This is a genomic window from Algibacter marinivivus, from assembly GCF_003143755.1.
GTDB classification, from domain to species: domain Bacteria; phylum Bacteroidota; class Bacteroidia; order Flavobacteriales; family Flavobacteriaceae; genus Algibacter_B; species Algibacter_B marinivivus.
The window spans coordinates 1,235,574-1,250,518 of sequence record NZ_QFRI01000001.1; the positions used below are offsets into that span (position 1 = coordinate 1,235,574).

Consider the following 14,945-nt stretch of genomic DNA (forward strand, 5'->3'; position numbering starts at 1 on the left):
GAAAATTTAGAAGATTATATTTTTCTGAATTTAAAATACGATTATCTTAATTTTTGTATTTCACCAATCTTTTGAAAGACAAATTGAATGTTTAGATATCTTATAGCATTATTTTTAATCTTAGTAACAGATTTTTCTTTTGGTCAGATAGTTTTGACTCAGACTCATAATGATGCCACAATAGGTCTTGATAGAAAAGCTTGGAATGGTTTAGGGAATACCTCTATACACAGTGATGGTTATGCTCATGATTTTACCTTACCGCTAAGAACAAATCCTTGCGAACAGATTACTGGTATAACAGTGGAGGTAAATTATACAGGCTATACAAATAATAATGCTTGCCCTCATTATGTAACTTACTACAATCAATTTTATGGGTGTACAACATACGCAGGTGGCGCGACGTGTTTACCAGCAACTAATTTAATTGCAGAACCTAATTATCCCCCAAATACAAACCCTCCACCATTTGTTTATGGAAATCCTTTAGGAAGTCCTCTTAATTCTAATATTGTACCGGATTTTGGAGATAATTTAAGTTTTGATATCGTACCTGTTTCAGATCCTGGTTGTAATCCTGTAACTAATGGGCATATAAGTCATCAATACACCATAACGGTTACAGTTACAATTTCAAATACATCGCCAACATCTCCAACCTTCACACAAGTACCAGCAATATGTAGTGGTGACACATTATCAGCATTACCAACCACATCGAATAATAGTATTACAGGCACATGGAGTCCTGCTTTAGATAACACAGCTACTACAACTTATACGTTTACCCCAGATGCAGGTCAATGCGCAAGCACTCAAACAATGACTATTACAGTTAATCCACCAGTGACGCCAACCTTCACACAAGTACCAGCAATATGTAGTGGTGATACGTTATCAGCATTACCAACCACATCGAATAATAGTATTACAGGCACATGGAGTCCTGCTTTAGATAACACAGCTACTACAACTTATACGTTTACACCAGATGCAGGTCAATGTGCAAGCACTCAAACGATGACTATTACAGTTAATCCATCAGTGACTCCAACCTTCACACAAATATCAGCAATATGCGCTGGTGATACCTTATCAGCATTACCAACCACATCGAATAATAGTATTACAGGCACATGGAGTCCTGCTTTAGATAACACAACTACTACAACTTATACGTTTACCCCAGATGCAGGCCAATGTGCAAGCACTCAAACGATGACTGTTACAGTTAATCCATCAGTGACGCCAACCTTCACACAAGTATCAGCAATATGTAATGGTGACACATTATCAGCATTACCAACCATATCGAATAATAGTATTACGGGCACATGGAGCCCTGCGTTAGATAATACAGCGACAACAACTTATACGTTTACCCCGGATGCAGGCCAATGTGCGTCCAGTCAAACAATGACTATTACAGTTAATCCAACAGTGACACCAACTTTCACACAAGTATCAGCAATATGCGCTGGTGATACCTTATCAGCATTACCAACCACATCGAATAATAGCATTACAGGCACATGGAGCCCTGCGTTAGATAACACAGCTACTACAACTTATACGTTTACACCAGATGCAGGTCAATGCGCAAGCACTCAAACAATGACTATTACAGTTAATCCATCAGTGACTCCTACCTTCACACAAGTATCAGCAATATGTAGTGGTGATACCTTATCAGCATTACCAACCACATCGAATAATAGTATTACAGGCACATGGAGTCCTGCGTTAGATAACACAGCTACTACAACTTATACGTTTACACCAGATGCAGGCCAATGTGCAAGCACTCAAACAATGACTATTACGGTTAATCCATCAGTAACCCCAGCCTTCACACAAATATCAGCAATATGTAGTGGTGATACCTTATCAGCATTACCAACCACATCGAATAATAGTATTACAGGGAGATGGAGTCCTGCGTTAGATAATACAGCGACTACAACTTATACGTTTACACCAGATGCAGGTCAATGTGCATCCACTCAAACGATGACTATTGCAGTTAACGCATCGGCAACCCCAACCTTCACCCAAGTACCAGCGATATGTAGTGGTGATACATTATCAGTATTACCAACGACTTCAAATAATGGAGTTACAGGAATATGGAGTCCTGCTTTAAATAATACAATGACTACTATATATACATTTACGCCAGATGCAGGGTTTTGTCCTTCTCCAGTTACAATGACGATTGAAGTAAATGAAAACCCAAGTTTTTCTTTACTAGATGAATATTTTCTTTGCTTAAATAATAGCGGAAATGTTGTTGTTCCTCTTACGATTGATACAGGTTTAAGTGTTAATACATATAGTTTTTCTTGGCAATTAAACGGAAATGTTATTATGGGCGCAAATCAGGCTAGTTTTATGCCTGTTCAAGGGGGTAATTATGGGGTTATTGTACAAAATATAGTGACTATGTGCGAAAGTAGCATGCTTACTGTAGTCACTGAATTATCTGAACCAGAATTTGAAGCTGAAGTTATTACAGCTGATTTTTCTGAAAATCAAACGATTCAAGTTACAACAATGAGTTCTGGAGATTTTGAATATCAATTAGATGATGGTCCTTGGCAAGATGAACCTGTTTTTAATAATGTTTCTGCTGGAGAACATTTGGTTACTGTTAGAGATAAAGCTGGTTGTATCGCAAGTAGTAAAACAGTAATTGTAATAAACTACCCAAAATTTTTTACGCCAAATGATGATGGTTATAACGACAGATGGAATATTAGTAGTATAGGAAATCAGGCTAATGCCAGAATTAATATTTTTAATAGGTATGGAAAGTTATTAAAACAGTTTAATCCTTCAAGTGAAGGCTGGAGCGGTTTATATAATGGTAGATTAATGCCGATGGATGATTACTGGTTTACTGTTGATTACAATGATGCAAATACCGGAGAAAGAAAAACGTTCAAAGCTCATTTTGCTTTAAAACGCTAGTTAGATATTTCAAATCGTCTTTTCATTTCATTTCCAAATTCATCAACAACAGTAATAAGATGTTTCCCTTGTTTTGGTTTAACAGCCAATTCATGAATGTCTTTTGTGCTACCCACAAAGGTTTCATCAACATACCAAAACACAGTGCTTTCTGGCTTTGAATGTGCAATTTTCAAAATGAGGTCGTTTGTTTCTCCATCAAAATCTTTAGGTAAAAAAATGCTATTATTAGCCTTAGGGTAAATAAAATCAATAGAAACGGAAATATCGCCCAAACAATCAGTCCTAAATTTTGGTAAAGATTTATAAAATGGATTTTTAGTTTTATAATAATAAGCCATTAACGGCGGTAATACAAACCAAGATTTGTGCTTAATATTGTCTAAATTTTCGCAAGAAGAATTTACTTGAAAGTTTTCATTTTTATCCACATGAATTAAAACATGATACGGACAAGGTTTAGTTTTCAATCCGCTAAGTTGAATATATTTTTCTTTGGTATCATTACAATTTGGTGAAGCGCGATGTCCACTTTGCTTACAAATAGAAACCTCTTGCATTTCATCAAAAGGTTTTGCAAACCAATCGCTATTTGGTAATAAATCAAACACGTCAAATAAAATAGGAGCAGCGGTTTGCACACCAACTAAACCAGGTCGTCCTTCACCATCTGCATTTCCAACCCAAACACCAACTACATAATCTTTGGTTGTACCAATAGCCCAAGCATCTCGAAACCCAAAACTAGTGCCTGTTTTCCAAGCTATTTGTTTTGAGTCATCAAAAAACTCCCAACTCTCATCACTTTCGGGTCTATTTACGTCTTTTAAACTTTCGTAAGTTAAATAGATCGAGGCAGCATCAAAAAGCGTTTTACCAGAAGTTTTTGTTCCAAAATCAATAGCTTTAGAAGCCAAAAAAGTAGGTTCGCAAAATTCATTTGAAAAATATTCACTAGAACTTTCAGAAAAATGATTTAAGGTTGAAGACAATGCCGCATAACTTTTACACAAATCCCATAAGTTACTTTCAGCGCCACCCAAGGCTAGAGATAATCCGTAATGATTCGCATTGTATTTTAAGTCTTTAAGCTTCAATTGCTTCAAATAATGGTAAAACCGATCCAATCCAAATTCTTGCAACATCCTAACTACAGGAACATTCAAAGAGCGTGATAAAGCACGACTTGCAGGAACAGCACCATCATAAGTATTATCATAATTTTCAGGATTATAACTTCCAAATTGCGTAGGCACATCAGCAACCAAAGTATTAGGAAGTAAATCTCCAGAGTCTAGCATAGAGGCATATAAAAAAGGCTTTAAAATACTACCTGTACTTCTTGGTTTATCAATAATATCCACATCTTTTTGATGTGCTTTATCGGTTGGCGTATTTCCAACATAAGCTATAACTTGTCTTGTTTTAACGTCTAGAACTAAAACGGCGGTATTGTAAATTTCATTTTGACTTAATTGGTTATAATGTGTTTTTACAACATGATTAACACGCTCTTGTAGGTTTTTGTTAATAGTAGTTTCAACCCGTTTTCCAACATGCGTTTGTGTAACTTTTTGTAATAAATGAGGCGCTATTTGAGGTAAAGGATATGGTTTTTGTGGTAAACTCTCTGCGATAGAAAGTTTATAAGTAAGCGAATCTATAATTGTGTTTTCAAGAAGTTTTTGCAAAAGCCTATTACGCTTATTCAGTAATCGCTTTTGATTTTTACCGGGATAAATCAAGCTTGGTGCATTAGGTAAAACAGCAAGTGTAGCGCTTTCTGCCCAAGACAATTCATTAGCATGTCTGTTAAAATAGCGCCATGATGCAGCATCCAAACCAACCACGTTTCCGCCAAAAGGAGCATTACTAGAATAATAAGCTAAAATTTCATGTTTAGAATCTCGTAATTCTAATCGAGTGGCTAGAATAATTTCCTTGAGTTTTTCAAAATAAGTACGTCGCTGCCCTTTTCTAGAAAGTCTTATAACTTGTTGAGTTAAGGTACTTCCGCCACGTTTTACACCTCCAGATTTTAAATTCTCTCGTAATGCTTTAAAAATTGAAATTGGATTAAAACCAGGGTGTTTGTAAAAGTATTCATCTTCAAATTGAATAATGCAAGTTTTAAATTTTTCTGGAATAGAATCGTTATGCGGAAACCGCCATTGGCCATCTTTTGCAATTTTTGCACCTATTAATTCACGATTCGAACTTGTAATGACTGTAGATGTAGGGTCTTTAAAAAGTTGCTTAGGTAAGCATAGTAAATAGACAACAAAAAGAATGGCAATTATTGCCACTTTTATTTTATGCCGCTTTATGTAGTTTTTTAACCTTATCACTTAAAATATATACTATTAGTAACGCAGTTTAGATGTATTTTAAGATAACTTTATAATTCATTTTTTAGAAATTCATATTCGCGTTCAACTTTACAAATTCTCACATTGTACCAACTGTACCAATCTACTCTTCCTTTTTGTTGCGCTTCCAAATGCTCACTTTGTTGTTTCCAAAGTTTGATATCCTCTATAGTTTCCCAATAACTTACGGTAATACCAACCTCATTTCTTGCGCTGTCCATTTCTAGAAAACCTTTTTGTTGTTTCGCTAAATGTTCTATCTTATTGGCCATTTCAGAATACCCTTCAATATTTTCATTTTGAGTAGACGTGAAAATAACGGCGTAGTATGGTTTAAAAGTTTGTTTCATTATTCTTTAACTTAATTTATGCGTTAAGATAAATCATTTGGGCGTTACCGCAAGGGTCGGGCTTTCCGTTACAAGTCCTCGCACCTCTCCCGATAGCTATCGGGATCGGGCTGTGGGCTATCCACTGCAATCCCTAACGCGGTTTATCTGCTAACTTGTTTTTTAAAATTAGAGTTGGATTTATTTTTGGAGAGGTTCGTTTAACGTCCACTGTTGGTATGAGAGCAGTAGCGGATTAAACGCACTTGCTTTCGAATTGCAATATACTTATTTAAATGCAAAAACGGTTCGAGTTTGCACCCGAACCGCTATTGCTTTTATACATTGTTGTAGGTAGTATTTTTACCTAAAAGTTGAATTTCCCGTTACTATTTTTATGTTCAGTAGCTGGTGCAATAGTTTCCATTACATCCCAATGTTCAGCAATTTTTCCATTTTCAATTCTGAACAAATCATAAAAGGAAGTATGTTTTCCTGCAAACTGCCCTTCACTAACAGCAAGTACAAAATTACCTTCTCCTAATACGATATGATTTTTTTCATAAACCATTTTAATTCCATTCTTTGCCATTTCTTCAAGAGCTTTACCCAATCCGGATAGTCCATCTCCAATCATTGAATTGTGCTGAATATAATTGTCTCCATCAAAATAGTTTCCCATTTTATCAAAACCGCCATTCACTAAAACAGTATTTATGAAATCTTTGACTAATTCTTTATTGTTATCGGTTTTATCCAAATCAGTTAAAGTTGTACTTCCATCTGTTTGAGTTCGGTTACTTGGGTTTACATCTGCTATTGCTGAAAGATTGTCCCAATGCTCAACTATTTGTCCATTTTCGTATCTGAAGATATCGAAGCCAACTTTTGGTCCGAAAAAATCATAAATAGTGTGCGAAAAGGTGTAATCTCCATCTTGAAAAGAACGAACAACATTTGCTTTAAAACCACCTTCTGGGGCATTTTGCAATACAGCACCAAAACCTTCTAAACCATCAGCAACACCAAGGTTGTGTTGCTTATAGTTTGTTGGATTAATGTATGCAATGGTTGATTTGTCTCCATTCTCAAGACTTTCTAGTAATGCTGCTGATTTTTCTTTGTTCGTCAATTCTGTTTTTGATTCCATTTTTTCTGTGTTTTTTGTTTTTAATTCTTTCTGATTAGTACCGCAAGAAGCAATTAAAAGTGCTATTGCAACTGTCGTTATTAGCTGTTTCATTTCTTTGATTTTTATTTGATACAAAGGTGAAACAACTTTTGTGTAAACGGAAGATTAAAAATGGAATAATAATGGTTAAAGTCGAACCATTTCTATTTGTATGTTGACTTAATGAATGAATTAGGGGTTAAACCCGTGTGTTTTTTAAAATATTTTGAAAAATTTGTTGGGTCTTCAAAACCTAATTTATAAGCTAATTCTGAAATTTTTAGGTTTGAATTAATTAGATTTCTTTTTGCTTGTAGAATTACAAAATCGTCAATGACGGTTTTCGCTGTTTTATTAATCAACTCTTTGCAGATTTTGTTTAAGTGCTTATAGGTAATAGTTAACTCTTTAGCGTAGAAATCAGCACTTCTACTTTTTGATAAATTGGATTCAATTAAAGATGTGAATTTTTGAAAGATTTTAACTTTTGAAGAATCTGTTATATGAAAAGTTTGACTTTTCTTTAAATCTTCCGCTTTTGAAATAAGAATTACGAATAAAGATTCAATAATTGTTTTCTGATTGAATGAATCTATGGTATTAAATTCTTGTCGTAATAACTTGAAATAAGTTTGGAAATCCGATTGCTTTGGAATTTGAAGAATTGGTGAAAATAATTGAGGATTAAACAATCTAAAGACAAAATCTTTAGATAGATTAGAAAAGCATTTAACAAAATATTCTTCTGTGAATATGATGCAAAAACCATTTAAGTTTTTTGAAAAATCAAATGCATTTACCTGTTCCTTTGTAAGATAAACTAAACTGTTTTCTTGAACAGGAAACCAATTAAAATCAATAAAATGTCTGCCAAAACCGCGTGTAAAAAAAATTAAATTATAGAATTTGAGTTGGTGTGGTAATTCAGGATTGTGACTGTACTTTTTCTTTTCTCTAGCAATTTTTTCAATAGGAAGAATTTCAAACCCAAAATTTTCGGTTGTAGAAGCATTAAATTGTATATGCGGAATGTCCTTTTTCATATTACCTACAATGTTGCAAAGACAAAGTTCCGTTTCAATGAACTTTATCGATTGTTAATCGAATTTATCATTTTTTTCTGACAAACTCAAGTTATTCAATGGTGTAATATCTTGGGTAAGATTCCTGCTTTACTGAAACAAGTTCAGCACAAGTCGCAGGAATTTATCACTTCTCAACCACAACCCATTTTCCTTTAGTCCTAACCAAAAACTCATCATCATACATTGCCTCAGCTTGCACTCCAGGTAAATAATATGTGCCTAAATACGAGGCATTCAACATCACATTAAACGTTTTTGTACTGTGTTTTCCTTTTTTAGGTAAATCAAAATAGAAATTCACACGGTCATCTCTAATATCGGTATGTCTTGCAGCACTTGTTGTTGTGCTTCCAAAAGCTGTAAAACGGGTATTTACAATTTCCCAACCCGATGGAAAAATTTGAGTCAACGCCACATCATTAACCGATGCATTTTTCAAATTACTCACACTAACGGTAGCCACAAAATCTTGTCCTTGCATGAGTTTAGAAACATCAATTGTATTCCCTTTTAAATCTTTGTATTGCACCGATACACTTAGTCCACGTTGTTCTACCAATTCTTGCCCAAGTGGTAATTTTCCAGAATTCAATACTCTTACATAAACCACATTGTCTTTAGCATTTTTAAAAACTAAATTATTTATGCCTTCAACTACGTTTAAATCTCGTTGTGCAATCGCACTTTTGGTGTCTATACTTTCGGTTTTTCCATTAATGGTATAATTTAGGTTTAAAGCTTTTCCACCATTAGCGTTTACCATTTTTGCCATGGCCAATAAACTATACGCTGTTGTTTGCGTGCTCATCCATCGGTTACTTGATAAATCTCTAGCAATGTATTCAGCAAGTTCTCGCATTTTAGAATCTTTAGTCAATACCATAGTTTCTAGAGCCATCGCACGGTTTCTATCTACTGAGCCATAGGTGTAATAATTATATCGCTGAGGTTTAAAATTAATATTAGCCGATTGCGAAATCTTGTCACTAGCCTCTTTTTGTCCTGCTAAAGCATAAGCCGCCGCCAATCGCCATTTGGCTTCATTCGAAATTTCAGAGAATTCTCTAAGACGGTTCATACTTGCTAAATCCGGACTACCAGCCAAAGCCATAGTATATAATCTGTAAGCCTGTGCTAAATCTGAATTGTAAGTGCGATAACTTGGTCGCCAATTTCTAGCGGCTTGCTTTTGGTACATCAACCAATTACTTTTAAAGGTTAATGGCAGCACATAGCCTTTCTTTTCGGCTTCAATCATAAAATGTCCTGCATAACTAGTGCCCCAATCGTTGGCACTAGCTTCTCCAATCCAATAACTGAGCCCACCATGTGCACGCTGAAAATGTCCTAAACGCTTAATTCCATTTTCAATATTCGTTTGAATTTGTTTCTTTTTATCAAAAGTCAAATCAAAAATATCAGCTAAAAATAACTGCGGAAACACACTCGATGTGGTTTGCTCTACACACCCATGCGGATAACGAATTAAATACTGTAAGCGTCTTGAAAAATCCATCGGAGGCAAGGTTGAAAATTCAACGGTAGCCGAATTTGTTCCAGCAACCCCAAACGTTGAAAAGTCTAACGTTTCAGATGTGTTTGCAGCCAATGTTTTATCCAATGCTTTTGAAGTAATTGGATTTGTATTTATCACATCCAATTCCACTTTGTATGTTGATTTTTCGCCATTGCCAGTTGCAATCACTTCAACCGTATTAATGCCTTTGGCTTTACTAACATCCAATTCAAAATAAGCCATTTGTTCATCAGGTTTACCAAAACTCAACGCTTTTGTGGTTTCTCCAACTATTGAAATCCCATCACTCAATTTCAAACTAATATTAACATTCTTCACTTTGGGTTCCATAGCAAAAACGGTAACGGGCAATGTTACTTTTTCGCCAGGGCTCAACTTCCGCGGAAGCGTTGCTAAAACCATCAACGGTTTTTTAACTTCAACTGCTTTGTCGGTACTTCCATAAGCTTCATTATCATTATTTCCAGCAACCACCATCGTTCGAACAGAACCTATATAATTTGGTAATTTTATTTGATGGGTTTTTGTTTTTCCAGCATCCAATTTAAAAGGCCCTAAATACGTAACCACAGGTTTAAAACGATTCGCTTTTTTGTTTTTTCCACCTGCAGCATTGCCATCGCCACCAATGGCAAATACTTGGTCAATACTTCCTGAATACGCTCCAATAACGTCATCAAAAACATCCCAAGTTTTTACACCCAGAGCTTGACGTTTATAAAACTCATTCCAAGCATTTGGCGTTTTAAATCGCGTTAAATCTAGCAGCCCTTCTTCAACCATGGCAATAGTATAAGTCATCGCTTTGTTGTTTTTCTCAGAGACTTTCACTTCAAAAGTTTGCTCTGGACGCAATTTATCTGGCATGCTTAATTCAGGATATAATTTCGTGTTTGGGTTTTCAACCATAATGGGAATGACACCATATAATCGAATTGGTAAATCGTTAGCAGTAATCGCATGTGGTTGTAATAATGAAATATTCACAAACGCATTTGGTGCCATTTCTTTACTGATTGGAATATCAACAACCGTTTCGCCTTTTGATGTTTTAACCCATTGATAATCCAAAACTTCGGTGCCATTTTCAATACTTACCAATGCACGCCCTTCACTTCCTGACGCAAAAGTCACTTTAGCTATTTCACCTACATTATAGTTTTCTTTATCAGCAGAAAAGACTAGCATTTTAGCTGCTTCTTTATCAGATGATGGTGCTTTTTGCCACCAGTTTTTATAGAAATATGCGGTTCTTCCTGTGGCGTGACCACTCACAGGATCTGATATTCTAATGAGGTAACGTCCACGGTCATTATCTGGAATTTTCACATTGAAATTAGCTTTACCGTTAGTATCTGTATTTATTTTTAGAGATTTATAAGGTCTGTGATAACTACTAGACACATAACTCGCCAAATCATCGTAAGACGAATTCCACCACCAGCGCCATTCCACTTTATAAATCTTCACTTCAAGGTTGTTGCGTTTTATAGGCTTGCCATTTTCATCAACCACCACTAAGTCAAAGGTTTGGTTTTCATCTGTAAAAAATGAACCATAAGCATTTCCTTTTGGGGATTGTAATCCAACAAAAGATTTATAAGGTGCGTATTTTTTGGTAAAAGCGTCCATGGAGAAATCGCCACCATTTTCGAAAGCTCTCACTAAAAATTGAACATTCAGCATCCCTGGAGCGTTCTTCCCAACATTGAGTTTTTTGTTGATTGACGCTATACCTTCTTCATTTACTTTCCCTTCAAATATGTTAATTTCTTCAGTATTGAATTTTCGTGTAGGGTCGTTAAACGTGTAATTTTTATAGTTTTCAAAAGCGGTATAAGCAGAAGTGAATTTCGCTTTTATCTCAGCTTTTAAATTTTTTCCTGGAGCTCCGTGAAGCCATTTTACATCCAAATCGCCTTTTAATAGTTCGCTATTTGAAAGGATTTCGTTTTCAAAATTGACCTTAATTTTTAATCGATTGGGTTTTACAGTTTCAATTTTTAAACCTTTATAAAAGGTTGCTCCTCCAACAGAAACTTTGGCGTTGTAGTTTCCTGTTTTGCCTTCTGAAGATGTTGGTACGGTAAATTTGTAGAAGTTATTTAAGTGGTCTGCGGTAACGTTTTTGTATACCAATTTCCCGTTAGGATCGGTAATTTCTAGTTTTACTGGATGCCTTTTTGGAAGTTTGTTGGCGTTGTCATTCAACATAAAAGTTAAATGCAAAGTATCTCCCGGTCGCCAAACACCACGTTCGCCATAAATATAACCTTTAAGACCGCGTTGTAAGCGATGTCCGGACACATCAAACTTGCTAAGCGATAACGAATTCCCATCATGAAGTTTAACATAAGTAGTGTTTTTTCCTTTTGAAACGATGGCGAATGCTGCATTTTTATCAGAATCAATCAAAGTTAAACCTTGTTCGTCCGTAGTTCTGCTTGCCAATTCTTGCTGCTGAAAATTGTAAATAGCAACTTTTGCTCCAGCCTCTGGATTGGTGTTTAAAATATTAGTAACCGCAAAATAATACGAGTTGTTAGCGCCCTGTTTTGCAATAACGCCCAAGTTTGAAGCGAGTAAATTTTGAGAGACAATTTTACGCTCGTTATAATAGGCATCATGACATGGGTTTTGCTCTTCGCGCCAATTATAAACATAATTTTTGTAACGATAGGCTTTGTTATCCCAATAAGCTTCCTCACGTAAGTCTTCATTTTCAATATCTATTTCAGCGTAATCACCTTCATAGTAATCTTCCTCATAATAGTCATCATAATCATCATTTTCTGAATTTGAAATACCTGCATTGGCTTCACAATCGTATAACGAATAGCGTTTATCAAAACTTAATTCCACCCGATAAATGGCGCCCGCATCAGCTTTAAAAAACTTTGATAAATCGATGCTATAGACTTTCCATTTTCCAGTGTTTTCTGCTGCGGTTTGTAGTTGAATGGTTTGTTTTGCAATCCGACGCCCAACCTTTTTTATGTCGTATTTATTGTTGCTGTTTAAGTTGTTGTCTTGCAAAAATTGCAGCACATTATCTTCAAAAATCTTAATCACACGAACATCAACTGCACTTAAATTAACGGCTTCAAAATTGAATTTTAATTGCTCAGAATTTGGTAGAATATTACCGTTGCTAATTAGTTTTACTTGTGGTTTTAAATCTTCAAAAGCTATAGTTTCAGAAAATGGTTTCTTCAATTTATAACCTTCAGTATTTTTGATGCCTTGAAATACATCTACCTGAATATTACCCACTAATTTGGTGTCTGGATACACTTTAAGAACATTTCCATCGACTACATATTTTGGATTCTTTACTTTTTGAATGGAGACTAAACCATCAAAATTTTGTTGTTTTTTAAGTGGGTCTGAAAAGTTAATGGATAGATGCTGTTCTGGAGATTGGGTTACATTAGTTTCAACAATCGTGAAGTTATTTATACCAGGAATTAAAATGGTGTTTTCGCCTTCATTAGTTGCTTCAATAGATTTTCCATTCCATTTTACAAGGATGTTGTCGTCTTCAATTTTTCGATTGATGCTGTCAATTTTAAATTCAAAATGCTTTGAATTTGTGTTTGCCTCATTAAAAACCAGTACTAATTTTTTGCCATTTTGAGAGGCTTCAACCAAAGTTTTTGCATCTTCAATTGAAATAACATCTGCCGATTTTATAACGCCTTCAAGGTATTGCCAATTTTTGCTGTACGATTGTAAATGATTAGTTTCAATATTAAAACTCGGCGTGATGGTTTTAAACTGAAATGTATAATCTTTAAAACCATCTGGCATTTTTTTATAGATATCATTTAGCTTTACAATAACCGTGTATTCCGTATCGGGTTCTAAATGTTCATCGGGTTTAAAAAGTAAGGTGTGTTTGTTGGCAACTGTTAATTTACCTTCAACATGAGGTTTTATGCTTACAATTTTACCGGTTATTTCCTGTCCCATTTCCCAGTCTTCAACTTCGTTTGCTAAATTGATTTGAATTGGACTAGCCACTGAAGTTATCCCTGATGTGGTATAACTGATATAATCCCGGAATTTGAAAAGATTATCGGTTTCTACGGGTTTCTTTTTACACGAAACAGCTAACATAATAAGCAATACGAAAGCGAAGCCTTTTTTTAATGACATAAAGATGAAGATTTAAATGAACAAAATAGTTAAAAAACGAAAGCGTAGGTAGAATCCCGTTAATTAAATTACGTTGAAGAATTAAAGTTTAGTCTTTTGTAGATGTTAAATATGTCTTAAGATTTTTTATGTTTTGGTTTTCAGTAAAAGACCCACCTCTTAATCCCCTCCAAGGAGCGGAAATCGTTATGTTTAAAAAGTAATATTAATTTTTATTTATTAAACATTCCAACATACAACTCACCTTTATCATTCATAGTAGCCCTAAACATCCCTTGTGTGTTAAATTCCATAGCCATATTACCATCTTTATCTATGGCTACAATACCACCTTTTGCCCCTTGATCTCCAATATTTGGTAATTTATTTTGAATAACTTCTTTTGCAGCTTCTTCAAGACTTAAACCTTTATATTCCATAAGTGCAGAAATATCATATGCCACCATACCACGAATAAAAAACTCGCCCCAACCTGTGCTTGAAACTGCGCATGTGTTGTTATTAGCATAAGTGCCAGCACCAATTATAGGAGAATCGCCAATGCGTCCCCAACGTTTATTGGTCATGCCACCTGTAGAAGTTCCAGCTGCTAAATTACCATGTTTATCAAGAGCTGCACAACCAACAGTTCCGAATTTTGAGTTTTGTAAGTCTGCATCATAAAATGAGGCTACTTTATTTTTTTCTGAGGTTTTAACCCGCTCAAGAGATTTTAGCTTTTTTTCAGTAGAGAAATAACTAGGGTCTACAATTTCTAAGCCTTGTTCTTTGGCAAAAGTTTCAGCACCATCTCTGGAAAGTAAAACGTGTGGCGATTTATCCATGACCGCTCGAGCCAAATTAATTGGGTTTTTAACCGTTTTTGTTCCAGCTGAAGCCCCTGCATTTAATGTTTTTCCATCCATAATAGACGCATCATGCTCGTTTGTGCCTTCATGAGTAAAAACAGCACCTTTTCCAGCATTAAAAAGTGACGAATCTTCTAGAATATTTATGGTGCTTTGTACTGCATCTAAACTTGTACCTCCATTTTTTAAAATATTATGCCCCACACGAATGGCTTCTTCAAGTTTTTGACGATACATGGCTTCTCGGGCTTCAGACATATTATCCCGTCTTATACTTCCTGCTCCTCCATGAATAATTATTGAAAACTCAGCTTTTTGAGGATTAGTTTGAATGCTTTCAGTTTCTGGGTTTGATTCATTTTTACAAGAAAAAACCAAAATGAATATGATGAATACATTGATATACTTTTTCATGAAAATTTAGATTAATTTGATGACTAAGTTACTAATTTTACTATTAGTAAATTTTAATAAA

Annotated in this window: 7 protein-coding genes; 1 reads left to right on the plus strand and 6 read right to left on the minus strand. The window is 35.0% G+C overall.

The window, feature by feature from the left end; all coding sequences use genetic code 11:
• Positions 1-87: 87 nt before the first annotated feature.
• On the plus strand, positions 88-2,973 hold the full coding sequence (locus DIS18_RS05715; RefSeq protein WP_109352048.1) for a T9SS type B sorting domain-containing protein: 2,886 nt from the start codon (positions 88-90) through the stop codon (positions 2,971-2,973).
• On the opposite strand, the gene pbpC is transcribed toward DIS18_RS05715, so the two are convergent.
• The 6 genes from pbpC to DIS18_RS05745 all read right to left on the minus strand — a co-directional run bounded on the left by pbpC (position 2,970) and on the right by DIS18_RS05745 (position 14,884).
• Positions 2,970-5,279: a penicillin-binding protein 1C gene (gene pbpC, locus DIS18_RS05720; RefSeq protein ID WP_245925588.1), complete on the minus strand. Its 2,310-nt coding sequence runs from the start codon at positions 5,277-5,279 to the stop codon at positions 2,970-2,972. The two genes, DIS18_RS05715 and pbpC, sit on opposite strands and share 4 nt — an antisense overlap.
• A 92-nt stretch (positions 5,280-5,371) precedes the next feature.
• Entirely contained in the window at positions 5,372-5,692 is a 321-nt protein-coding gene (locus DIS18_RS05725; protein WP_109352050.1) for an antibiotic biosynthesis monooxygenase family protein, read from the minus strand.
• A 346-nt stretch (positions 5,693-6,038) separates the two neighbouring features.
• On the minus strand, positions 6,039-6,914 hold the full coding sequence (locus DIS18_RS05730; protein WP_109352051.1) for a nuclear transport factor 2 family protein: 876 nt from the start codon (positions 6,912-6,914) through the stop codon (positions 6,039-6,041).
• 92 nt (positions 6,915-7,006) lie between these two features.
• A complete protein-coding gene (locus DIS18_RS05735; protein WP_109352052.1) occupies positions 7,007-7,885 on the minus strand; it encodes an AraC family transcriptional regulator in 879 nt (292 codons plus the stop codon).
• A gap of 166 nt (positions 7,886-8,051) precedes the next feature.
• The gene (locus tag DIS18_RS05740; RefSeq protein WP_109352053.1) at positions 8,052-13,622 is read right to left on the minus strand and encodes an alpha-2-macroglobulin family protein; all 5,571 of its coding nucleotides are present in this window, start codon (positions 13,620-13,622) and stop codon (positions 8,052-8,054) included.
• Positions 13,623-13,834: 212 nt separating this feature from the next.
• Positions 13,835-14,884: an isoaspartyl peptidase/L-asparaginase family protein gene (locus DIS18_RS05745; protein WP_109352054.1), complete on the minus strand. Its 1,050-nt coding sequence runs from the start codon at positions 14,882-14,884 to the stop codon at positions 13,835-13,837.
• Between the last annotated feature and the right edge of the window lie 61 nt (positions 14,885-14,945).